The organism is Nonomuraea sp. NPDC051941, from assembly GCF_044593615.1.
This window is the reverse complement of the sequence record NZ_JBIUCF010000035.1, coordinates 128,843-149,511: the sequence shown is the minus strand read 5'-3', so window position 1 is coordinate 149,511 and position 20,669 is coordinate 128,843. Positions and strand designations below refer to the sequence as shown.

The 20,669-nt window shown below is 69.7% G+C and carries 24 protein-coding genes; 9 read left to right on the top strand and 15 right to left on the bottom strand.

The features are described from left to right. Positions 1–141: 141 nt before the first annotated feature. Complete coding sequence (locus ACIHFD_RS44220) at positions 142–1,104, bottom strand: hypothetical protein (RefSeq protein ID WP_397372027.1); 963 nt, start codon at positions 1,102–1,104, stop codon at positions 142–144. A 149-nt stretch (positions 1,105–1,253) separates the two neighbouring features. On the opposite strand from ACIHFD_RS44220, the gene ACIHFD_RS44215 reads away from it, so the two are divergent. Continuing rightward, a complete protein-coding gene (locus ACIHFD_RS44215) occupies positions 1,254–1,775 on the top strand; it encodes a gamma carbonic anhydrase family protein (RefSeq protein ID WP_185069301.1) in 522 nt (173 codons plus the stop codon). On the opposite strand, the gene ACIHFD_RS44210 is transcribed toward ACIHFD_RS44215, so the two are convergent. Beyond that, positions 1,747–2,628 (bottom strand): hypothetical protein, encoded by an 882-nt coding sequence (locus ACIHFD_RS44210; protein ID WP_397372024.1) that lies wholly within the window; start codon positions 2,626–2,628, stop codon positions 1,747–1,749. The genes ACIHFD_RS44215 and ACIHFD_RS44210 overlap by 29 nt on opposite strands. 74 nt (positions 2,629–2,702) lie before the next feature. Between ACIHFD_RS44210 and ACIHFD_RS44205 the strand changes: the two genes are divergently transcribed. Beyond that, positions 2,703–4,025 carry a hypothetical protein gene (locus ACIHFD_RS44205; RefSeq protein WP_397372022.1) on the top strand — a complete coding sequence of 441 codons (1,323 nt, stop codon included), beginning with the start codon at positions 2,703–2,705 and terminating at the stop codon, positions 4,023–4,025. Positions 4,026–4,508: 483 nt separating this feature from the next. Here the strand turns inward: ACIHFD_RS44205 and ACIHFD_RS44200 are convergent, their stop codons facing one another. The 7 genes from ACIHFD_RS44200 to ACIHFD_RS44170 all read right to left on the bottom strand — a co-directional run bounded on the left by ACIHFD_RS44200 (position 4,509) and on the right by ACIHFD_RS44170 (position 11,259). Beyond that, entirely contained in the window at positions 4,509–4,790 is a 282-nt protein-coding gene (locus ACIHFD_RS44200) for a metal-sensitive transcriptional regulator (protein ID WP_138670633.1), read from the bottom strand. A 42-nt stretch (positions 4,791–4,832) separates the two neighbouring features. Next, on the bottom strand, positions 4,833–5,900 hold the full coding sequence (locus tag ACIHFD_RS44195; RefSeq protein WP_397372020.1) for a glycosyltransferase: 1,068 nt from the start codon (positions 5,898–5,900) through the stop codon (positions 4,833–4,835). Then, the gene (locus tag ACIHFD_RS44190) at positions 5,897–6,703 is read right to left on the bottom strand and encodes a hypothetical protein (RefSeq protein ID WP_355194065.1); all 807 of its coding nucleotides are present in this window, start codon (positions 6,701–6,703) and stop codon (positions 5,897–5,899) included. The genes ACIHFD_RS44195 and ACIHFD_RS44190 overlap by 4 nt, the downstream gene beginning before the upstream one ends. A gap of 147 nt (positions 6,704–6,850) precedes the next feature. Continuing rightward, complete coding sequence (locus ACIHFD_RS44185) at positions 6,851–8,956, bottom strand: (Fe-S)-binding protein (protein ID WP_397372018.1); 2,106 nt, start codon at positions 8,954–8,956, stop codon at positions 6,851–6,853. 138 nt (positions 8,957–9,094) lie between these two features. Further along, complete coding sequence (locus ACIHFD_RS44180) at positions 9,095–9,679, bottom strand: TetR family transcriptional regulator (RefSeq protein ID WP_397372016.1); 585 nt, start codon at positions 9,677–9,679, stop codon at positions 9,095–9,097. Between the two features lie 3 nt (positions 9,680–9,682). Then, on the bottom strand, positions 9,683–10,453 hold the full coding sequence (locus ACIHFD_RS44175; protein ID WP_397372014.1) for a class I SAM-dependent methyltransferase: 771 nt from the start codon (positions 10,451–10,453) through the stop codon (positions 9,683–9,685). Continuing rightward, positions 10,450–11,259: a sugar phosphate isomerase/epimerase gene (locus ACIHFD_RS44170; RefSeq protein ID WP_350723713.1), complete on the bottom strand. Its 810-nt coding sequence runs from the start codon at positions 11,257–11,259 to the stop codon at positions 10,450–10,452. Before ACIHFD_RS44170 ends, ACIHFD_RS44175 begins: the two co-directional genes overlap by 4 nt. 84 nt (positions 11,260–11,343) lie before the next feature. Here ACIHFD_RS44170 and ACIHFD_RS44165 point away from each other — a divergent pair, with 84 nt between their 5' ends. The 5 genes from ACIHFD_RS44165 (at position 11,344) to disA (ending at position 15,381) form a co-directional block, all read left to right on the top strand. Next, on the top strand, positions 11,344–12,042 hold the full coding sequence (locus ACIHFD_RS44165) for a class I SAM-dependent methyltransferase (protein WP_355193594.1): 699 nt from the start codon (positions 11,344–11,346) through the stop codon (positions 12,040–12,042). 78 nt (positions 12,043–12,120) lie between these two features. Continuing rightward, complete coding sequence (locus ACIHFD_RS44160) at positions 12,121–12,489, top strand: MerR family transcriptional regulator (RefSeq protein ID WP_350723717.1); 369 nt, start codon at positions 12,121–12,123, stop codon at positions 12,487–12,489. Positions 12,490–12,491: 2 nt separating this feature from the next. After that, the gene (gene trxA, locus ACIHFD_RS44155; RefSeq protein WP_350723718.1) at positions 12,492–12,797 is read left to right on the top strand and encodes a thioredoxin; all 306 of its coding nucleotides are present in this window, start codon (positions 12,492–12,494) and stop codon (positions 12,795–12,797) included. A 60-nt stretch (positions 12,798–12,857) separates the two neighbouring features. Next, the gene (radA, locus tag ACIHFD_RS44150; RefSeq protein WP_364245424.1) at positions 12,858–14,264 is read left to right on the top strand and encodes a DNA repair protein RadA; all 1,407 of its coding nucleotides are present in this window, start codon (positions 12,858–12,860) and stop codon (positions 14,262–14,264) included. Positions 14,265–14,304: 40 nt separating this feature from the next. Then, on the top strand, positions 14,305–15,381 hold the full coding sequence (gene disA, locus ACIHFD_RS44145; protein WP_397372010.1) for a DNA integrity scanning diadenylate cyclase DisA: 1,077 nt from the start codon (positions 14,305–14,307) through the stop codon (positions 15,379–15,381). A gap of 195 nt (positions 15,382–15,576) precedes the next feature. Here the strand turns inward: disA and ACIHFD_RS44140 are convergent, their stop codons facing one another. From ACIHFD_RS44140 to ACIHFD_RS44125, 4 genes are all read right to left on the bottom strand, one after another. Further along, the gene (locus tag ACIHFD_RS44140) at positions 15,577–16,149 is read right to left on the bottom strand and encodes a GNAT family N-acetyltransferase (protein ID WP_397372008.1); all 573 of its coding nucleotides are present in this window, start codon (positions 16,147–16,149) and stop codon (positions 15,577–15,579) included. Between the two features lie 5 nt (positions 16,150–16,154). Beyond that, the gene (locus ACIHFD_RS44135) at positions 16,155–16,346 is read right to left on the bottom strand and encodes a hypothetical protein (protein ID WP_397372006.1); all 192 of its coding nucleotides are present in this window, start codon (positions 16,344–16,346) and stop codon (positions 16,155–16,157) included. A 113-nt stretch (positions 16,347–16,459) separates the two neighbouring features. Further along, a complete protein-coding gene (locus ACIHFD_RS44130; RefSeq protein WP_397372004.1) occupies positions 16,460–16,975 on the bottom strand; it encodes a hypothetical protein in 516 nt (171 codons plus the stop codon). A gap of 87 nt (positions 16,976–17,062) precedes the next feature. Beyond that, the gene (locus tag ACIHFD_RS44125; protein ID WP_397372002.1) at positions 17,063–17,737 is read right to left on the bottom strand and encodes a hypothetical protein; all 675 of its coding nucleotides are present in this window, start codon (positions 17,735–17,737) and stop codon (positions 17,063–17,065) included. Between the two features lie 79 nt (positions 17,738–17,816). On the opposite strand from ACIHFD_RS44125, the gene ACIHFD_RS44120 reads away from it, so the two are divergent. Further along, positions 17,817–18,698 carry an A/G-specific adenine glycosylase gene (locus tag ACIHFD_RS44120; RefSeq protein ID WP_397372000.1) on the top strand — a complete coding sequence of 294 codons (882 nt, stop codon included), beginning with the start codon at positions 17,817–17,819 and terminating at the stop codon, positions 18,696–18,698. Here the strand turns inward: ACIHFD_RS44120 and ACIHFD_RS44115 are convergent. Further along, positions 18,691–19,110: a cupin gene (locus ACIHFD_RS44115; protein WP_350723729.1), complete on the bottom strand. Its 420-nt coding sequence runs from the start codon at positions 19,108–19,110 to the stop codon at positions 18,691–18,693. The genes ACIHFD_RS44120 and ACIHFD_RS44115 overlap by 8 nt on opposite strands. 60 nt (positions 19,111–19,170) lie before the next feature. On the opposite strand from ACIHFD_RS44115, the gene ACIHFD_RS44110 reads away from it, so the two are divergent. Then, complete coding sequence (locus tag ACIHFD_RS44110; RefSeq protein ID WP_363977740.1) at positions 19,171–19,635, top strand: MarR family winged helix-turn-helix transcriptional regulator; 465 nt, start codon at positions 19,171–19,173, stop codon at positions 19,633–19,635. 182 nt (positions 19,636–19,817) lie between these two features. Here ACIHFD_RS44110 and ACIHFD_RS44105 read toward each other — a convergent pair whose 3' ends face one another. Beyond that, complete coding sequence (locus tag ACIHFD_RS44105) at positions 19,818–20,639, bottom strand: transposase (RefSeq protein ID WP_397371997.1); 822 nt, start codon at positions 20,637–20,639, stop codon at positions 19,818–19,820. Between the last annotated feature and the right edge of the window lie 30 nt (positions 20,640–20,669).

Sequence of the window (20,669 nt, the reverse complement as noted above, 5' to 3'; positions counted from 1 at the left end):
CCGCTCCGTGGACCGCCTGCACCGCCGGGCCGCCCACCCCTCCCCCAACCGCGCGCCCCCCCGGCACACCCCGCCCGCTGGGGTGGGGGGGGCCCCCCGCGGGGCGCCCACGCCTCCAGCCGTGCCCGCCCGGGGTGTGGACTACTTGTGCACCTCGGACAGCCGGACGACGTGGATGTCGGTGTCGTCGGAGACGCCCGCCTCCTCCAGGGGCTTCTTCTCCTCCTCGCTCTCGTCCACGATGACCCGCACGTCCTCCTGCGGCGAGACCGGGGACGCGACCGCGTCGGGGATCAGCGGCCCGGCCGCCGACTCGGTGCGCATGAGGTCGCCGAGCACGGAGCTGATCTCGGTCAGCCGCCGCACGACCTCCGAGTGCGTGTTGGTCAGATAGTCGACCCGCCGCCCCGTCTGCTCGTCGAGCGCGGCGGTGCGCTGCTGCGCGGAGGCCAGCATCGACTCCGAATCGTTCCGCGCGCCCGTCACCAGCTGCTCGGCCTGCGCGTTGGCGGCCTGCATGATCTGCTCCGACTCCGACTGGGCGGCCGTGACCAGCCGCTCGGACTCGGCGCGCGACTCGCGCAGCAGGTCCTCGGCCTCGGTGCGGGCCGCCGCGAGCTGCTCCTCCGCGTCCGAACCCGCCTGGGCCAGCATCCGCTCCGCCGCCTGAGTGGCCTCGTTCACGCGCCGCTCCGCCTCCGCCTGGGCAGAGGTGAGGATCTTGTCGGCGGTCTCGCGGGACGACGTCTGCAGCCGGTCGGCCTCCGACTTGGCCGCGTCGCGCACGCTGGCGGCCTCGGCCTCGGCGTCCTCCCGCTTGGCCGCGGCCTCCTCCTCGCCGAGCCGGAGGATCTGGGCGAGTCTCGGGCTGAGGTCGTCGTAGCTCTGCGGCGCCTCGACCATGCGCCGCCTGGCCTCCGCGAGCTCGATGCGGCCCTGCTCTGCCTGGTCGATGGCCCGGGCCAGCCGCTCTTCCAGATCCCTTACCTGGTTACGGGTACGGATCATGAAGTCGTGAACCTGACGGCGGTTGTAGCCGCGCATCACGACCTCGAAGGTGTCCTCTTGCATCAGATCGGGAATGCTCTCGTGCTGGTTCATCATGGGGGTACCTAAGGGTGGTTTGCGTGAGGCGGGGGAAAATTGCGGGTTGTGAGGGTCTGACAACGAGACGTCAGGAAACGACTTTCCTGCCATCTGCCCACGTCCGCAACCGGAACGCCACAGCCGGACGGGGAATTACGATGGCTCGGATGTACATCGCATCTTTGGATAACGGGGCAGTCCCGGACATACACCCTGAAGCCTTCATAGCCCCCGGCGCCGTCGTGGTCGGCAGCGTGCGGGTGGGCCGGGCGTCCAGCATCTGGTACGGCTCCGTTCTCCGGGGGGACGACGAGCGGATCGAGATCGGCGAGGAGTGCAACGTACAGGATCTGAGCTGCTTGCACGCCGATCCCGGCGAGCCGGCGATCCTGGAGGATCGGGTCAGCCTGGGCCACAAGGCCATGGTCCACGGCGCCCATGTGGAGACCGGCGCGCTGATCGGCATCGGCGCGATCGTGCTGGGCGGCGCCCGCATCGGTGCGGGCACCCTGGTGGCCGCCGGTGCGCTCGTCGGACCGGGCAAGAAGATCCCGTCCGGCGTGCTGGTGGCCGGTGTTCCCGGAAAAATCGTACGCGAACTCACCGACGACGACCGGGCGTCCTTCGCCCGCACGCCGGACAACTACATGGCCAAGGCGCTCAGGCACCGGCAGGCGTCATCGCTTTGATCAGGACTTCGTCCGACACCGAGGCGGTGTTGAGCGCGTCCGCGTACTCGGGCAGCTCAGGGCGTAAAAAACGGACGAAGTCGACGGTCATCTTCAGATCGGGCACGCCCTTGACCTGCTTGGCGTTGGCCTTGGTCGCGTCCTTCTTGAGCAGGTTGTAGCTGTCCCAGTCGGTGTAGGCGGTGATGCCCCACTGGAGCACGTCGGGGAGGTTGGACGGCCAGCGCCGGCCGACCTTCCACTTGCCGCCGTCCTCTCGGTAGAGCGCGACGAAGACGCGGCCCACCCGGCCGAGCGCCAGGTCCACCCAGCCTGTCTTGACGGCCAGCTCCTGAGGTTTGGAGCTGCCGTCCTGGGTGTACTTCACCTCGACCTGGCCGCTCTGGTCGGCCGTGCCGGTGGTGACCGACACCCAGTTGGGCTTGGCGTACGAGCCGGGCTGGCGGGCCATCAGGCCCCCGAGCGAGAACTTCCGCTTGGGCTGCCCGCCCTTCATGCCCTCCACCTTGACCCTGGCGTACATGAGGACGTCGCCCGCCAGCTCCTGGTACACGTAGGGGCCGCGGAAGCCGTCGAACCACGTCGAGGTCCTGGGCTCCAGATACAGGGAGCCCTTCACTGTCTTGTTGATGTCGAACTTGCCGATCCGGTCGACGTCCTTCTCCGTCTCGCTCAGCTTGGTCCACATGGACATGTCCGTCGCGTTCTGGAACTCCGTGGACGCCTCGCCCACCTCGCCGCCGGGCTCCGGCGCCGTGGCCTTGTCCAGCGTGAGCACGCCGGGCCCCGTCGGGGACGGCTGCGCCGTCGTGGTCGTACCGCATCCGGAGAGCGCACCGACCACCGCCAGCACCCCTGCAACCTTCGCCCTCATAACGGTCATTCTGCCGTGAAATGCCGATGGATGATTTGGGCGCTCCCAGTACGATGGCGCCCGTGCGACCCTGGGATGCGTTCACCTCCGCCGAGGCGGAGGTCCGAGCGATGGTCGCGGACCCGCGCTGGCAAGGGCTTTCCGTCCCTGATCGGGCCCACGTGCTGGCCGCCAGAATACTTGTGACCCCAGATGGCGACAGATGGCTCTTCGGGGTGCACGCGCGCTGGCATCTGCACGATCCGGCCGACGGCCGCTGGCGCCTCGCGCCGCCGCCGAGGGGCACCCGGGCGCGCCAGGTGCAGCATCCCGCGGCGGTGCTGCCGGAGGACGTGATCCCGTACGGGCCCGACTTCCACGCCGAGCCCGGCTCCACGCAGGCGTTCATCGGCCCGGACGTCTCCGAGGGCCTCACCGAGCGGCTCAGGGTGCTGCTGCGCTCCAGCGGGCTCAAGTCGGAGCTGGACTACCCGCTGACGGCGTTCGACGAGATCTTCGGCTCCGACGTGCCGAGCACGGTGGCGGCCGTCTGGGGCGCGATCATGTGGTGCGCGTACGCGCCCGCGTTCGACGGCAACGAGCGGCTGATCACGGTGTTCGGCGAATACCTGCGCCGCCCGCTGCCCGGCGACGAGTGGGTGCGCTGGCTGCCCGCGCCGCCGCTGCTCGACCTGGCCACGCTCGTCGCCGAGCGGCAGCGGGCAGGGCAGCCGCGGGCCGCGCTCAGGCTCGCCGCCACGATGGCGGACGCGGCCCAGATCCTGATGTCCGACACCCGCTTCAGGCCTCGGGCGCTCGCCCTGCTGACGATGGTCGAGCCCATGCTGCGCCGGCAGGGGCTCGACGCGCACACCGACGCCGAGGCCCTGCGCGCGGCCTGGCTGGAGCGTTGCCCGCGGCGGCTGTGCCGGGCCCTGCTCGTCGAGAACGACCTGGAGGCGGACTTCTCGCACGCCGTCTACGACCTGGTCGAGGCGCTGGCCTTCATGCCCGACCCGCCCATGGCCGCCGCCACGTTCCTGGCCGACCTGTCGGACTCCAAGGGGCGGTTGCCGGCCCGGCTGGACCACCGGCTCAGGCGCGCGTACGAGGAGCTGGAGCGCGCCGGGCTGACCGGGACCTCAGCGAGCGAGTCGACCGAGCCGGACGGCTTCCCCGTGCCCGGTCAGGTGCTGACCAAGCCCGCGGCGGTGCTGGAGGTCTCGCCGCCGGACCGGGCGAGCACCGCGGCCGTGCTCGGGGCCGCGTACGCGACGGGACTGGCGTGGGGCCGGCTGACGGGGGCCAGGGTGCCGGAGCGGGGGCTGGCCGGGCAGACCGCGCTCGTGCACAGACTCATCCACGAACGCGACGACAACCACACAGACCACACCTAAACCACAAATATCGTTATTTAACCCTTACTTCGCCTATATGGTTCTAACGCTCAGGTAACAGGCAATTCTCCGAATTGTGATCTCCGATTCGGGAAATGATCGTTCCCGGGCCCCGCAGTTCGGAAAGGAATGACTCCGATGGGCCATGTTGCCAGGAGGGTCTCCGCCGTAACCTCGTAGAGGGTGTGGGCTGCGGAAGGAAGGACGACGCGGTGGGGCACGATGACCTGGACTCTCGGGTCCACGACCGTGTCGCGTTGGACGAGATTGCGCTCTACGCCGAGGTGCTCACGGCCGTGGCTGTCAGCGAGCGGCGGCTGACCTTGGACGAACTCGACGACGCGCTCGGATTGCGGACTTCGGCGAGCCGCTGAAGGATCAACTCGATTACTAGCCCCGGAGACCTAGTTAGAAGGTTTCCGGGGTTTCTCATAACTAGTTAATCCCTCGGAACGTCCTCCTTCTGGAGGATGACCGCCGCGCCTATGAGCGGACGAGGCGCGCGATGGCCGCCGAGGCCTCCTTGACCTTCGCGTCGGCCTCCGGCCCGCCGCTGTTGATCGCGTCCGCCACGCAGTGGGAGATGTGCTCCTCCAGCAGCCCCAGCGCCACCGCCTGGAGCGCCCGCGTGGCCGCGGAGACCTGAGTGAGCACGTCGATGCAGTAGGCGTCGTCATCGACCATGCGCTGCAGGCCCCTGATCTGACCCTCGATCCGCCTGAGACGCGTCAGATACGCCTGCTTGTCTCCGCTGTACCCATGCATGGTTCTAAGGTACCCGTAACCGGTTGGGGGTGCCCGGGTCGTTCAGCGAAGGTCGCCGATGAGCTTCTCCCACTGCTCGGCCACCTCACCGGCCGCGTGGCGCACCGCGGTGTCCAGCGCGCCCGCCGCGAGCGAGCGCCGCCTGCGCTCGTCGTCGATCAGCGCCAGCAGGGCCGCCGCGAACAGCTCCAGGCCGCCCTCGCTCTCCGGCACCAGCACCCCGTTGTAGCCCGTCGCCACGAACTCCCTCGGCCCCCTGGCCCCGTCGAAGGCCACCACGGGCACCCCGCAGCCCATGGCCTCCAGCACCGCCATGCCGAGGTCCTCGGTGAGCGAGGTGCTGGCCACGATCGACGCCTTGGCGAACTCGCCCGCCAGGTCGGGCGTCGTGCCCATGAAGTAGACGTGGTTGTGCAGGCTGAGCTCGCGGACCAGCGCGCGCAGCCGCCGCTCCTCCGGCCCGCCGCCGTACAGGCGCAGCCGCCAGTCGGGGCGCTTGTCCGCCACGATCGCGAACGCCTTGATCAGCCGGTCGTACGCCTTGACCGGCACCCACCGGCCGCCGGCGGCCACGATCCGGTTGTCCATCCGCGAGCGCGGCCACGGCCCGTCGGGCAGCGCGTCCAGCACAGAGGTCACAGGGGGCCCGTCGGTGAGGAGCTTGCTCCACTCCTCCTGGGCCGACTCCGTGGCCGTCACGACGGCGTTCAGGCGCGGATAGAACCGTTTCACCGGCCCGGGGACGGCCGGCCGCCCCCACTCCCTGGCGATCTTCAGGGTCTCGCGCGGCGCGTGCCTCGCGGCCTGGACGCCGAGCCCCGGCCGGGTCGTGATCAGCACGTCGGACTTGAGGTTGCGCAGCAGCCGCCACAGCGCCACCTCCGCGCGGACCTGCCCGCGCGGGAACAGGTGCCGGACGCCCGGCCTGGCGTCGATCAGGCTGCGCATGGTCACGTTGGGCCCGACGGGGAAGAACGGCTTCTCCTTCTGCCGCCTGACGCTGACCACCTCGACGTCGTGCCGGTCGGACAGGGCGGTGGCGAGGTTCAGCATGGCGCGGACGTCGCCCCTCATCGCGTACGCGGAGGCGAGGACCAGGCTGACCTTCATCCGCCCACCTCGATCCGCAGCTCGTCGTCGGCGGTGTAGCAGGGTCTGATGGGCACGCCGTCCACCGTGGCCGAGGGATAGTGCAGCCGGCGTCTCTTGCCGTCGACGTCGTCGAGCCGCGAGCCCAGCTTGAGCGGCGTGGACACGCCCTCGACCTCCAGTGCGGGCTCCCAGGTGCCGGAGCTCGCCACGGCGTCGGGATCGGCGCCCACCACGTCCACGAGCGACACCGCGGCGTGGAAGCGTACGCCCTGCACGGTGGCGGTGGCCGAGAGCCGCGCGTTGGTCTGCCTGCGGTCCAGTCTCAGCACGGCCTCATGGCGGGAGTCGTCGTCCTCGAGCCCGGTGTACGCCAGCAGGCCCATCACCTCGAAGCGCCCCTCCCTGAACCAGATCGAGCGGACCTCGGCCACCGGCTCGGCGTCGGAGATCTTCAGCGCCAGGAACCCGTTGCGCGTGCGGTACGAGCGGTAGGCGAGGGTCCGCCTGCACAGCGCGTACGCGTCGAGGTGGTCGAGCGAGAAGCCCGGATCGACGCTACGCAGCCTGCTGCGCTTGCCGCCCACCCCCCGCAGGTAGGCGTCCCAGCGTCCAGCGCTGAGCTCCAGCGGCGCGAGCGAGACCGCGACCGTGGCCTCGCGCGCCCGAGCGCCCGGTGTGCCGAGCCGCACGTCGCGTTCCACCCCCGTGGTGCGATGCCTGAGCACGAGTTCGGTGCCGTCTTCCAGTGGTGCGTCGATGGCGAGCCGGAGGGCGAGGACGTCGGCCAGAGTGACTTCGGCGTCCGTGACGACGACGCCCATCACGAGCCCCCTCCCCGTCGAATAGAGCCATGCGACGTTGAGGTTACCGTGATTTTCCCGTTATGTGGATGCTGGATTTCTTGCACTTGACCCGCTGACGTGCGGAACTCCTCCACAGAAGCTGTGAAGGAGTCCGACAATCCTCGGTCAGGAAGCGCCCTTGACCGATTTGATCAACAGCTGGGCGACGTCCACGACTTCGAGCGATTCCTTGGCCTCGCCGTTGTTCTTCTTCTCGTTGATCGCGTCGCCGAGCATGACCATGCAGAACGGGCAGGCGGTGGAGACGGTGTCGGGATCGGTGGTCAGCGCCTCGTCCACGCGTTCGGTGTTGATGCGCTTGCCGATGCGCTCCTCCATCCACATGCGCGCGCCGCCGGCGCCGCAGCAGAACCCGCGGTCCTTGTGGCGGTGCATCTCCTGGGTCTGCACGCCCGGCACCTTGGACATGATGTCGCGGGGCTGGGAGTAAACCTTGTTGTGGCGGCCCAGGAAGCACGGGTCGTGGTAGGTGATCTTCTCCTCGATCGGGGTGATCGGGGTGAGCAGGCCCTCGTCCACGAGCTTCGACAGCAGCTGCGTGTGGTGCACCACCTCGTACGTGCCGCCGAGCTGCGGATATTCGTTGGCCAGGGTGTTGAAGCAGTGGGGGCAGGTGGCGACGATCTTCTTGACGCCGGCCTCGTTGAGGGTCTCGATGTTCTGCTGGGCGAGCATGTTGAACAGGTACTCCATGCCCAGGCGGCGGGCCGGGTCGCCGGTGCACGCCTCCATGGGGCCGAGCACCGCGAACTTCACGCCCGCGATGTGCAGCAGCTCCGCCACGGCCTTGGTGGTCTTCTTGGCCCGGTCCTCGAGTGCGCCCGCGCAGCCCACCCAGAACAGGTATTCGGCGTCCTCGGGCATCTTGTCCTCGACGAGCTCGACCTCGAAGTCCAGCTCCTCGATCCAGTCGGCCCGCTTCATCTCGGACATGCCCCACGGGTTGCCCTTGTTCTCCAGGTTCTTCACCATCACCCCCGCCTCGGACGGGAACGACGACTCCACCATGACCTGGTAGCGGCGCATGTCGAGGATGTGGTCGATGTGCTCGATGTCCACGGGGCACTGCTCGACGCAGGCGCCGCAGTTGGTGCACGACCAGAGCACGTCGGGGTGGATCACGCCGTCCTCGCCGACCAGCGGCTTCTCCAGCAGCGCGAGCACGTCGGTGTCCTTGTGCTCGACGCCCTGCTGGGCGGCCAGCAGGTACGGGGCCACCTTGAAGGCGTGGTCACGCTGGTCGAGGATGAGCATCTTCGGCGACAGCGGCTTGTCGGTGTTCCACGCCGGGCACTGCGACTGGCAGCGGCCGCACTCCGTACAGGAGTAGAAGTCCAGGAAGCCCTTCCACGTGGTGTCGGCGATCTTGCCGCGGCCGAGCTTCTCCGGGTCGAGGTCCTCGTCCTCGAAGTCGACGACCTTGCCGGCCACCCGCATCTCCGGCGCGCCGCCCAGGCCGTCGGGACGGCGCGAGAAGAGCACGTTGAGGGGCGCGGTGAAAATGTGCAGGTGCTTGGAGTTCACCACGATGACCAGGAACACCAGCATGAAGCCGATGTGCAGCAGCAGCGCGATCTCCTCCAGCAGCGCGCTGTCCGGCAGCACGTCGCCGAGCGCGAGCGAGACGAACGCGCCGGAGGAGTAGGGGAAGTTGCCGTTGGCCGCCGACGCGCCCCTGGCCAGGAACAGCGTCCAGATGATGTTGAAGATCATGAACAGGACGAGCCACGCGCCGCCGAGGTGGGAGCCGGAGAAGCGGGAGCTGCGGCCGAGCTTGTCGGGCGAGTTCTTGAGCCGGATGACCGCGAAGGCGACCAGGCCGAGCACGCAGGCGACCGCGATGAAGTCCTGCAGGAAGCCGAGCACGGCCCAGGTGCCGATCAGCGGGATGTGGAAGTCGGGCGTGCCGGTGATCGCGCCCTGGATGATCGCGCCGTACGCCTCGATGTAGACGGTCAGCAGGATGAAGAACGCCCACATGACGAAGAAGTGCGCGACGCCGGACGGCGTCCACTTCAGCAGCTTCTTCTGCCCGAACACCTCGACCAGCTGCGCCTTCACCTCATCGGCCGCATGAGACTTGGCGTAGTCGATCCGCTCGGGCGCGGGCGGCCCCACGGTCGCCAGCTTGAACAGGAACAACGCCCTGCGGCCGGCGACGGCCACCGCGAGGACGGTCATCACGAGCCCGATGATGGCTACCCAGAGCACAGGGTCCTCCCACAGACGACGTTGGCTGTCAGCGTACGGTCACCCGTCGCTCAGACCGCTACCCGGATCCTACCCGCGAGTAACATTTCCGGCGTACGCGACATACCCTATGGTCATCGACTTTGGCAGAACAATGCTCTAGCCGGTGAAGTACCTCTGGATGGTCGGCGCGAGCACCTCCACGAGCTCTTCGTGACCGGCGCTCGCCAGCGGCTCCAGCCTGATCACGTAACGGGCCATGACGATGCCGAACATCTGCGCGAACGCCGCCTCGATCCGCAGGTGCGGCACCTCCATCCGGTCGGCCACCTGGAAGAGCAACGCGTTCGTGAAGAACTCGCGGACCATCGCGACGGCCTGCTCGTTGGTCATGGCCGAGCGGATCAGCGCCAGCATCGGCTCGCGCGTCTCCGGGGAGGCGGTGACCTGCAGGATCATACGTACGAGCCGCTCGCCGACCTCCTCGCGCGGGCCCTCGACCAGCACCTTGACGATGGTCTCGGGAGAGAACGGCAGCCGCATGGCCGCCGCGAACATGCCCTCCTTCGTCTCGAAGTAGTGGTGCACGAGGGCGGGGTCGACCTTGGCCTCGCGGGCGATGCCCCGCACGGTCGCCTTGTCGAACCCCTTCTCCGCGAACACCTTCCTGGCCGCGGCAAGGATCTCCCCCCGCGTGTCAGCCGACCCGGGCCTGCGCCCAGGCCGCTTTTTATCGACCGTCACCCGTCACCTACCCACCGCCAGGTAGACCCGCATGGGGACGGAGAGCACGCCTTCGGGGAACTCCCTGCGCAGCTCGGCGCGCTGCCGCTCGACCAGTTCGTCGGCGACCTCCGGCGACAGGGCCGCCATGTAGGAGTGGGAGCGCAGGTCGAGCAGGAAGTCCTCGATGCCGACCAGCCGGGTCCAGGGGATCCAGCGCTCCTCGACCACCTCGAATGCCGCGGCGATCGGCGGCGCCGACCACTGCTCGACCGCCGGCCCGTAGTAGGTGGGCACCGCCTTCGCCAGGCGGGCCTCGTAGGCGGCCAGCCATGCGGCCTGGGCCGCGTGGTTGAAGTTCCAGCAGCCCACGATGGCCCCATCGGGCCGCAGCACCCGCCGGGCCTCGGCGATCGACGCCACGGGGTCGAGCCAGTGCCACGACTGCGCGTACGTCACCAGGTCGGCCACGCCGTCGGCCAGCGGCAGCGCGTTGCCGTCGGCCAGCACGGCCGCGACGGAGGGCGTCCCGCTCTCCGACCGGGAGACCAGGCGGGCCAGCATCTCCGCGCCCGGGTCGACCGCGATGACGTGGGAGCCGCGGGCCCTGAGCGCGCGCGTCATGATGCCGGTGCCCGCGCCGACGTCCACCGTGGTGGCGCCGTCGAGGTCGACGCCGGTCACCTCGGTCAGGGCGCGGTACATCTCGTCGGGATAGTGGGGCCGGCCCGCGTCGTACGCGTCGGCCACCCGCTCGAACATCCTGCCCAGACCCCTGATCGGCCCTATGTTCATGAGGTGGCCGCCAGGTGCAGCCGGGCGAACGCCAGCGCCTCCGCCAGGTCGTCGATCCGCTCGGTGCGGCTGGCCGCCTTGCGGGTGTTGATCTCCAGCACGACCAGCCCCGAGTAGCCGGTGTTGGCCAGGCGCTCCAGCATCGGGGCGCACGGCTGGTTGCCCCTGCCGGGCACGAGGTGCTCGTCCTTGTTGGTCACCCCGAGGCCGTCGGCCAGGTGGAGGTGGGCCAGCCGGTCGCCGAGCTTGACGGCCATCTCCATGGCGTCGGAGCCGGACACGGCCGTGTGCGACAGGTCGAGCGTGACCTGCGGGAAGTCGTAGTCGATCGGATTCCAGTCGGGCGAGTAGGGCACCACGTCGTTGCCCCTGGCCTTCAGGGGGAACATGTTCTCGACCGCGAACGTGACGTCGGTCTCGTCACGCATCCTGGCCAGCCCCGTCTCGAACTCGCGGGCGTACTCCCGCTGCCAGCGGAACGGCGGGTGGACCACGACCGTCGAGGCGCCCAGCCGTTCGGCGGCCTTCTGCGCCTTGACCAGCTTGGCCCAGGGGTCGCGGCCCCAGACGCGCTGGGTGACCAGCAGACAGGGCGCGTGGATGGCCAGGACGGGGATCTTGTAGTGGTCGGACAGCCGCTCGATCACGTCGATGTCCTGACTCACGGGGTCTGCGCCCACCATGATCTCGACACCGTCGTAACCCAGGCGCGCGGCCAGCTCGAACGCGTCGGGAGTGCGTTCCGGATATACCGAAGCAGTGGACAATGCGATCTTCGCATTGGGCACGCGGATGACATCAGCCACGCTGCCAGCCTAAGCCGGTGGAGCCGATCTGGCGCGAAAGCCCCTTTGGTGAGCCGCGCCCGGCGGCTGGCTTAACTTTGGGGCATGCCACGGATAGCGAAGGGTGCGATCCCCAGCCCGAACATCTGGAACACGCCCCAGATCTACGAGCTGGAGAACCGCGCCGTCGACCCCGAGGGCGCGGCCGACGCGGCGATGCGCGCCCTGCGCCCCTGGAACGGCGCCACCGTGCTCGACATCGGCTGCGGCACCGGGTTCCACCTGCCCGCGCTCGCGTCCGAGGCCGCGCAGGTGGTCGGCGTGGAGCCGCACGGCGACCTGGCCGCGGTCGCCGTACGCCGCTGCGCCGCGCTGGCCAACGTGGCCGTCCACGCCGCCACGGCCCAGAACCTGCCGCTGCCCGACGCGAGCGTGGACGTGGCCATCGCCCGCTGGGCGTACTTCTTCGGCCCCGGCTGCGAGCCGGGGCTGCGCGAGCTGACCCGGGTGGTACGCCGCGGCGGCGCGGCCTTCGTCCTCGACCTCGACGCCACGCGGGGGGCGTTCGGCCGCTGGTTCTCGCGTACGGTGCCGACGTACTCCGTCCGGGAGGTCGAGTCGTTCTGGGACCGCCAGGGCTGGCAGCGGCGGCCTCTGGACCTCAGGATGGCCTTCGAGCGGCGGGCGGACCTGGAGGCGGTGCTGCGCATCGAGTTCACGCCCGAGGTGGCCGAGCAGGCCATCGCCGAGACGCCCGGCCTGGAGCTCCCCTACCCGAACGTGCTGCGCTGGCGCTACTACTGAGTTCGCGGCCGCACTCCGTGCGGCGGCGCTCCCTCGCGGCTTGACATTGACGTCGGTGTCAACGTTTACCGTGAAGGCATGCGCATCGGAGAGCTGGCGGAACGTACGGGGGTGAGCACCCGCTCACTTCGCTATTACGAGCAGCACGGCCTGCTCAGAGCCCGTCGCGGGTCCAACGGCTACCGTGACTACAGCGAGGACGACGTCAGGCTGGTGTCCGAGATCAGGGCGCTGCTCAGCATCGGGTTCACGCTGGAGGACACCCGGCCGTTCATCGACTGCCTGCGCCGGGGGCACAGCTCGGGAGGCTCGTGCGCGGAGTCGGTCGAGGTCTACGAGCGCAAGCTCAACGAGATCGACGAGGAGATCCGCGTCCTGCTCGCCCGCCGTGCCGAGGTCGCCGCCCAGCTCGCGCAATCGTGCCCAGGTTGCTTCGTAAGGGGATAGACATGATCACGTTGACCACCGAGAACTTCGAGGAGCAGGTGCTCAAGAGCGACAAGCCGGTGCTGGTCGACTTCTGGGCGGAGTGGTGCGGGCCGTGCCGCATGGTGGCGCCGGTGCTGGACCAGATCGAGGCGGAGCACGGGCTGACCATCGGCAAGCTCAACACCGACGAAAACCCGGAGATCATGGCCCGTTACGGCGTGATGGGCCTCCCGACGATGCTGCTGTTCGAGAACGGCGAGCCGGTCAAGCAGATCGTCGGGGCCAAGCCCAAGCGCATGCTGGTCTCCGAGCTGGGCCTGGCGTAACACGGGGCTCCGCCTCTTACCTGTCGAAGATTGTCGGCACGTCCCGCTAGCCTGCTCGACATGGCCAAGACTGCCCAGAAGCCCGGATACCGCTGCGCCGAGTGCGGGTGGCGCACCACCAAGTGGGTGGGCAGGTGCGGCGAGTGCCAGGCGTGGGGCACGGTCGAGGAGGAGGGCGCGCGGGCCGGCGCCAATGTCGTCCAGGCGGGCGCCACCACCGCGCCCGCGGTGCCGATCGGGCAGGTCAAGGCCGAGATCGCGGCCGCGCGCACGACCGGCGTGGGCGAGCTCGACCGGGTGCTCGGCGGCGGCCTGGTGCCGGGCGCGGTGGTGCTGCTCGCGGGCGAGCCGGGCATCGGCAAGTCCACGCTCCTGCTCGAGGCCGCGGCCCGCATGGCCGAGCGCGAGAAGGTCCTCTACGTGACGGGCGAGGAGTCGGCGGCCCAGGTGCGGCTGCGGGCCGACCGCATCGGCGCGATCCGCGACCACCTCTACCTCGCGGCCGAGACCGAGCTGTCGGCCCTGATCACCCATGTGGAGAAGGTCGAGCCCACGCTGCTGGTGGTCGACTCGGTGCAGACGATCGGCTCGGCGCAGGCCACCGGCGTGCCCGGCGGGGTGACGCAGGTGCGCGAGGTGGCCGCCAACCTGGTCCGCCTGGCCAAGGAGCGCAACATGGCCACCGTGCTGGTCGGCCATGTCACCAAGGACGGCTCGATCGCGGGCCCGCGCACGCTGGAGCACCTGGTCGACGTCGTGCTCAACTTCGAGGGCGACCGCCACTCCAGGCTGCGCATGGTGCGCGCGATCAAAAACCGCTTCGGGCCGACCGACGAGGTCGGCTGCTTCGACCTGCACGAGCGCGGCATCGAGGGCATCACCGACCCGAGCGGCCTGTTCGTCTCGCGGCGCAGCGAGCCGGTGCCCGGCACCTGCGTCACCGTCACGGTCGAGGGCACCCGCCCGCTTCCCGCCGAGGTCCAGGCCCTGGTCGCCCGCACCGAGGCGCAGCAGCCCAGGCGCACGTCGTCGGGGCTCGACACCTACCGCGTGCAGATGATCCTCGCGGTGCTGGAGCGCCGGCTCAACGCCCGGCTCGGCGGCTGCGACGTGTTCACCGCGACCGTGGGCGGCATCAAGCTGGCCGACCCGGCCGTCGACCTGTCGGTCATGCTCGCCGTCGCCAGCGCCGCCGGCGACAAACCGCTGCCGCCGGGCCTGGTGGCGCTCGGCGAGGTGGGTCTGGCCGGGGAGCTGCGCCCGGTCAAGGACGTACGCAGGAGGCTGACGGAGGCGGCCAGGCTCGGTTTCAAGCGGGCCCTCGTGCCGACCGGATCGCTCGAAGAAGCCGGCCGCAAGCGTAACGGACAGCGTGCTCTGGTGCCCGTGGGGCCGGTGGCGTTCGCGCCGGGGTTCGAGGTGGTGCAGGCGGAGAACGTCTGGGACGCCCTCACGCACGTGACCTAGCGCGGCTAAGCTGAGCGTGACCGATCGACACGGGGGTCAGGTGGATAGGAGTCTGGACGACCGCCGTCGCGAGGCCTTGGCCGCGGTGGCCCCGGGCACACCTCTGCGCGACGGCCTGGAGCGGATCCTGCGCGGGCAGACCGGCGGGCTGATCGTGCTCGGCTACAACAGGGTCGTCGAGGAGCTGTGCAGCGGCGGTTTCGAGCTCGACGTCGACTTCTCCGCCACCAGGCTGCGCGAGCTGGCCAAGATGGACGGCGCCATCGTGCTGAGCGGCGACCACAAGATCGTACGTGCCGCCGTGCACCTGGTGCCCGACCCGTCCATCCCCACCGACGAGTCCGGCACCCGCCACCGCACCGCCCAGCGCGTGGCCCGGCAGACCGGCCTGCCCATCATCGCCATCAGCAAGTCGATGCGCATCATCGCCCTCTACCTCGACGGCATCCGCTACGTCCTGGAGGAGTCGGCGGCCATCCTCTCCAAGGCCAACCAGGCCCTGGCCACCCTAGAACGCTACAAGCACCGCCTCGACGAGGTCTCCGGCACCCTGTCGGCGCTGGAGATCGAGGACCTGGTCACGGTCAGAGACGTGTCCGCGGTGGCCCAGCGGCTGGAGATGGTCCGCCGGATCTCCGACGAGATCAAGGGCTACGTGGTGGAGCTGGGCACGGACGGCCGCCTGCTGTCCCTCCAACTGGACGAGCTGGTGGCCGGGGTCGACTCGGAGCGGGAGCTGGTCATCCGCGACTACCTCCCCGCCCCCTCGGGCCGCCGCCAACGACGCCTGGTCGAGGCGATACACGACCTGGACAAGCTGTCGGGCAGCGAGCTGCTCGACCTCTCGGCCGTCGCCCACGTCCTGGGCCACACCGGCGCCGACAAGCTGGAGAGCCCGGTCAGCCCCCGCGGCTTCCGCCTCCTGGCCAAGGTCCCCCGCCTCCCGGCCACGGTGGTCGACCGCCTGGTCAACCATTTCGGCGGCCTGCAGAAGCTGCTGGCGGCGAGCATCGACGATCTGCAGGCGGTGGGCGGGGTCGGAGAGTCCCGCGCCCGCAGCGTCCGAGAGGGCCTCTCCCGCCTGGCCGAGTCCTCCATCCTGGAGCGCTACGTCTGAAGCATCGTCTTCACGCTAGGGGGCGCTACGCGCCATCTGCGCTGCTCAAGCAGCGCCTCCCAGGGGCTCCGCCCCTTCGACCCCGCAAAAGCCGGCCAGGGAACCCCCAGAACCGGTTCTCACCTTCCTCAGGGCCAACCCACGGTGCCCAAGCTGCGCTTAGAGCTCCTGACACAATGAGGTGGTTCGGAGCTCTTAGCGGGCTGGAATCGGCACGGCCGACGGCTGCCACTCTCGCCTGATCAACCCGAACACCCACGAGTCGGACACATCGCCGTTGACGATGCAGTCTTCCCGCAACGTCCCTTCACGTACGAATCCGATCTTCTCCAGAACCCGGGCAGATGCCACGTTGCGCGTATCGGCCTCGGCCTGAACACGATTCAGGTCCAGTGTGTCGAATGCCCACCGCAGCAACGCGTGCGCGGCCTCCGTCGCGAAGCCGTGGCCCCACATCGCCTCATCGAGGCAGTAGCCCAGTGACGCGCTGCGGTAGTCCGGGTTCCATCGGGTCAGGCTGCACCAGCCGACGAAGGCCCCGTCAGAAGCACGGTCGATGGCCACCCGCGCCCCGGTGCCTTCGTCCGCCATCTTCCGGCAAGCCTCGATGAAGCGCTCGGCGCGGGCCCGTTCGGTCCACGGCGGGGAGTCCCAGTAGCGCAGCACGTAGGCGCTGCTGTGCAGCGCGAAGAGGGCGTCCGCGTCGGCGTCGGTAAAGGGGCGCAGTCGCAGGCGAGCGGTGTGCAGTATGGGGGTGGCCAGAGTCATGCGCCTCATCTTGCGTCCTCAGAGGGCGGGCAGACCACCGAATATCCGAGCCCGGTCCGGTCCTCACGACTTAGGACCTCCAACCCAATGATCAGCGGGCCGAGGGCCATGAAGGCCTCGTGGATGTCATCGCGGATCTCCCAGCGGATACGCAGACGACCGAACCAGTGCGGCAGTGCGATGGTCTGCTCGATCATCCAGCGGCGGACGCCCAGGCCGGATCCTCGCCCACAACTCATCCGGAACTGCCCATGGCGGCTGCGTGCCCTTCGTCACGCCGCGATCAACTCGGGAGCGATCACCCGTATTCCTAGTTGACCCTGAGGCAGTCCTGCTTGGCCAGCACCAGGCTCATCTCGACCACTTCGCCCTTGCGCTCGTTGAAGAGGTAGTACGCCTTCCTGTTGCCGGGCACGGTGGCAGCGGGGTAGCCGCCCGGGCCGCGCCGCAGCCTGGGGTAGGCGGCCTTGAGCTGCGTGCTGGTGGAGCCGATGCCGATGCCCTTGGGGGTCCTGGCGCCGGCGGGTGCGACGATCACGACCACGCCGAGCTTCTTCGAGATGTACATCCCCACGCGGTACTCGGGGTACGGGCTCTCCTTGAGGTCCCACGTCGTGCACCTGGCGGAGTCCCCGTCGGGCTTGTGCACGATCCTCCCGGTCGCTCTCGCCTTCGCGGCGGTCATCCCGAGCTTCAGGTTGCCGTACCCGAAGGGCCCGAAGGCCGGCCTCTGCGCGGCGGCGGACGCCGAGGATGCGACGCCGACCGGCACCAGGCCCGCCGCCAGCGCCACCACCAGAACCGAACGGCCGATCGTCTGCCTCATAACGACTCCTCCATGATCACATGACCGGGTCACTCTACTGTGAGTCCAGATCATGTGTGGAGAAATCACGACATATGCACAAGCTCCTCAGCGGAGGTGGAAGACACCCTTCACGGTGCGGAGCTGGCCCATGCGCACGGTGGCCACGTACGTGCCTGGCAGCGCGGCGGCCGGGGTGGAGCGGCAGTCGTTGCTGGAGCGGTGCCGGTTCCACACCAGGGACCGGACGTACGGCACCCCGCGCTGTAGCTCCTTGACCTCCGAGCCCGCCCCGCTGACGCAGTCGGCGGTGGACCAGATGCGGTCGGCCCCCGAGGTGATGCGGATCTCCATGGCGCGCGGTCCCACGTCGGCGGTGCACATCACGGAGCCCGTGTTCACCAGGGTGACCAGGAACGTGGGCTGGCTCTCACCCGTGTAGATCGGCTCCCTGCCGCCCTGCATGCTGAGCACGAGGTCCTGTTCGGTGCAGGGGTCGCCGGGGTGCCTGGGGAGCGCCGGAGGGGTCGGCCTGGGGGCGGAGGGGGACGGGGACGGGCTGGCCGTGCCCATCGCGAGCGTACGCAGGCCCGCCAGCAGGGGATCGACGGCGGGGGTCGCACTCGGTGACGATTTCGCGCTGGATGTGCGTTCCGGCCCGCTGCCCCCGCTGGAGCACGCCCACGCCACGACGGCCACCACGACGAGCACCGCCACCAGCACGCTCATCCGGCGCCGCCAGTAGACGTCACCGCCGTCGCCGCGCATAGTATCCGGATCCATAGGCACAGGATGGTAGCCATGCGGCTACAACGAGTGACGACACGCCGAGGGGCCTTCTTCTCCGAATACGCTTGACCCCGTGGTTGAGCCGAACCTCCTGCACATCCCCGTTCTGGACTGGTACGAGGACAACGCCCGAGACCTCCCGTGGCGCGCCGCCGACGCCACCCCGTGGGGAGTGCTGGTGAGCGAGATCATGCTCCAGCAGACCCCGGTCGTACGCGTGCTGCCCATCTGGCACGAGTGGATGGAGCGCTGGCCCACCCCCGGGGCACTGGCCACCGAGCAGCCGGGAGAGGCCGTACGCCATTGGGGGCGGCTCGGTTACCCGCGCCGGGCGCTGCGCCTGCACGCCTGCGCCAGGGCCATCACCGACGAGCACGGCGGCGAGGTGCCGTCCGATCACGAGACCCTGCTGTCCCTGCCCGGCATCGGCGAGTACACCGCCGCCGCGGTCGCCAGCTTCGCCTACGGCGGCCGCCACGCCGTCCTGGACACCAATGTCCGGCGCGTCTTCGCCAGGGCGGTACGCGCGGAGGAATACCCTCCCACGGCCACCTCAGCGGCCGAGCGGCGGCTGGCGGAGACCCTCCTGCCAGAATTGGGCGCGCCCCGCTGGGGCGTGGCCGTGATGGAGCTGGGCGCCCTCGTCTGCACGGCCCGCGCCCCGCGCTGCGCCGACTGCCCGATCAGCCAGGTGTGCGCCTGGCGTCTGGCGGGCAAGCCGCCGCACGCCGGCCCCGCGCGCAAGGGCCAGACGTACGCGGGCACCGACCGGCAGTGCCGGGGCCGCCTGCTGGAGGTGCTGCGGAAGGCCCACGGCCCCGTCCCCAAGGCGGCCCTGGACGTGGTGTGGGACGACGCCGTCCAGCGCGAGCGCGCCCTCGACGGCCTGATCACCGACGGCCTGGCCGAGCACCTGGACGACGGCACCTACCGCCTCCCCCACGCGACTACCTGACCCAGAGCGGCACGATGCGCTCCACGTCCTTGGGCGCGAGGTCGCAGGCGTCCGGCTCCGACACCCCGCTCGGGTTGTAGGCCCGCGCCCCGGCGGGGGCGACCACGATGGACACGAACCCGCGCTCCGAGTCCGCGAACATCTGGCGGCTCACGTCGGCCGGCAGCACCATGGTGTCTCCCGGGCCCACCTCGAACCGCTCGCCGCCCAGCTCGACGACGGCGGACCCGTCGAGCCAGGTCCACACCAGCTCGACGTCGAACGCGTGCACCGGCCCGACCATGCCCGGCTTGGCGTCCACCCGCCACATGGCCTGGCCCACCGCCCCGCCCTGGGTCGGGGAGGCGAGGGTGGTCATGACGCCGTTGGGCGTCTCGGTCTTGCGGGAATCGGCGGCCATGACAACAGACATCGATGAACTCCTTTAAGATGGGCAACTACGTTGTCTATATAGTTAACCAGGTTGTCTATCATGTCAAGTCCAGGCTTCGAACTTCCGCTGCGCCTGCTGCTCGCGTTCAGGATGCTGATCGACGAGCTCCACGCCGAGCTCGCCCGGCAGGGGCATCCGGACATACGGCCCATGCACGGGTTCGTCATGCAGGCGATCGGCCCGGGCGGCACCACGGCCGTCGAACTGGGCCGCACGCTCGGGGTGTCCAAACAGGCGGCGGGCAAGACCATCGACACTCTGGAACGCATCGGCTACGTGGAACGGACCGCCGATCCCCACGACACCAGACGCAAGATCGTCCGGCTCACTCCGTACGGGATAGACGCCCTGGACCGGTCGGCCCGCATCTTCGACACACTGCGCGCCCGCTGGGCCGCCGAGCTCGGAGAGGACCGCCTGCAGGCCCTGGAGTCGGACCTCCGCAGAATGACCCCGGCCAACCTCTGGCGCCTCGACACCCCGGGCTGGTTCGGCAGCCTGTGACGCGCCCCCGTCCCCGGTCGACCGTCAGCCCCGCGATCCCCGCCGGTCAGACCGCCCTGCGACGCCCGCCGTCTCCGACAGGCGCGACCACTGCCATACGGACCCCGCCCGGGCTCATTCGACAGCCGTCGGGGACAGGGCCCAAGTGGACGCCGCCCAGGCGCCGGGCGTAGGCATCGGGTTTAGGCGCCGGACGCAGACTGCGGACGCTCAGGCGCGGCGCTGAGACGCGCGACGCTTGGGCGGGAGGCGCTTGGGCGGGTCTCATTGATCGACTCGATGACCTGCCGCAACGGCTTGAACAACTGTGCTCCGGCCCGTTCGGGCTCGCCCTTGCGGGCCGGTCGCAGCAGCCGGAGTTCCCGCTCGGCGAGTTGGCGCTCGAAGGCTGCGCCGAAGTAGTTCTTGTCGCCGATCAGCGTCTGCCCGACCCGGTCGCTCAGCCGGCCGGGCTCGACGTCGAACATGGCCAGCAGCGTCTGGCGCTCGTCGGCTTTGGCCCCGGTCAGCGCGAACGTGACGGGCAGGCCGTGCAGCGTGCACACCAGGTGCAGCCACAGCCCCCAAAGGAACCGCGAGTGGCTGGCGCAGTAGCCGTACTCAGCCCATCCGGCCAGGTCGGAACGCTTGACGGTCCCGTGGGAGCGGCCGCACTCCACCGGGGGGGAGTCCACGATCCACACGTCGTCGCTCCACAGCGTGGTGTTGACGGCGAGCAGCCGGGTGACCTGCTGGATCAGACCCGCGGCCTTGCGCAGCCGCTTGTCGTAGCCGGGCTGTTTGGGCAGGTAGGGGAACAGATGCCGGAGGTGAGCGCGGGTGTGCCGGATCCAGCGGGCCTCGGAGGTGAAGCCGAGCAGGGCCTGCATCACCGCCAGGGTGACCAGCTCCGCGTCGCTGAGCTGCGGTGCGATGCCCACCGCCGGGCGCCATGGCGCGAGCTGCGGCGATCCCTTCAGGAGGTCGTCGGTCGTCACGTGGAGTGCGGTCGCGAGGGAGTCCAATTCTGGCTCCCTCACCTCGTGCGCGCAGGC

What these genes read in the sequence shown, in the direction of transcription:
- ACIHFD_RS44160 (WP_350723717.1), top strand. Translation starts at nt 12,121, where the DNA reads ATGCGCATCGGAGAGCTGGCGGAACGTACGGGGGTGAGCACCCGCTCA.
- ACIHFD_RS44125 (WP_397372002.1), bottom strand. Translation starts at nt 17,737, where the DNA reads ATGGATCCGGATACTATGCGCGGCGACGGCGGTGACGTCTACTGGCGG.
- ACIHFD_RS44140 (WP_397372008.1), bottom strand. Translation starts at nt 16,149, where the DNA reads ATGACTCTGGCCACCCCCATACTGCACACCGCTCGCCTGCGACTGCGC.
- ACIHFD_RS44115 (WP_350723729.1), bottom strand. Translation starts at nt 19,110, where the DNA reads ATGTCTGTTGTCATGGCCGCCGATTCCCGCAAGACCGAGACGCCCAAC.
- ACIHFD_RS44135 (WP_397372006.1), bottom strand. Translation starts at nt 16,346, where the DNA reads ATGATCGAGCAGACCATCGCACTGCCGCACTGGTTCGGTCGTCTGCGT.
- trxA (WP_350723718.1), top strand. Translation starts at nt 12,492, where the DNA reads ATGATCACGTTGACCACCGAGAACTTCGAGGAGCAGGTGCTCAAGAGC.
- ACIHFD_RS44165 (WP_355193594.1), top strand. Translation starts at nt 11,344, where the DNA reads ATGCCACGGATAGCGAAGGGTGCGATCCCCAGCCCGAACATCTGGAAC.
- ACIHFD_RS44175 (WP_397372014.1), bottom strand. Translation starts at nt 10,453, where the DNA reads ATGAACATAGGGCCGATCAGGGGTCTGGGCAGGATGTTCGAGCGGGTG.
- ACIHFD_RS44215 (WP_185069301.1), top strand. Translation starts at nt 1,254, where the DNA reads ATGTACATCGCATCTTTGGATAACGGGGCAGTCCCGGACATACACCCT.
- ACIHFD_RS44190 (WP_355194065.1), bottom strand. Translation starts at nt 6,703, where the DNA reads ATGGGCGTCGTCGTCACGGACGCCGAAGTCACTCTGGCCGACGTCCTC.
- ACIHFD_RS44220 (WP_397372027.1), bottom strand. Translation starts at nt 1,104, where the DNA reads ATGATGAACCAGCACGAGAGCATTCCCGATCTGATGCAAGAGGACACC.
- ACIHFD_RS44195 (WP_397372020.1), bottom strand. Translation starts at nt 5,900, where the DNA reads ATGAAGGTCAGCCTGGTCCTCGCCTCCGCGTACGCGATGAGGGGCGAC.
- ACIHFD_RS44110 (WP_363977740.1), top strand. Translation starts at nt 19,171, where the DNA reads ATGTCAAGTCCAGGCTTCGAACTTCCGCTGCGCCTGCTGCTCGCGTTC.
- ACIHFD_RS44130 (WP_397372004.1), bottom strand. Translation starts at nt 16,975, where the DNA reads ATGAGGCAGACGATCGGCCGTTCGGTTCTGGTGGTGGCGCTGGCGGCG.
- ACIHFD_RS44205 (WP_397372022.1), top strand. Translation starts at nt 2,703, where the DNA reads ATGGCGCCCGTGCGACCCTGGGATGCGTTCACCTCCGCCGAGGCGGAG.
- radA (WP_364245424.1), top strand. Translation starts at nt 12,858, where the DNA reads ATGGCCAAGACTGCCCAGAAGCCCGGATACCGCTGCGCCGAGTGCGGG.
- ACIHFD_RS44200 (WP_138670633.1), bottom strand. Translation starts at nt 4,790, where the DNA reads ATGCATGGGTACAGCGGAGACAAGCAGGCGTATCTGACGCGTCTCAGG.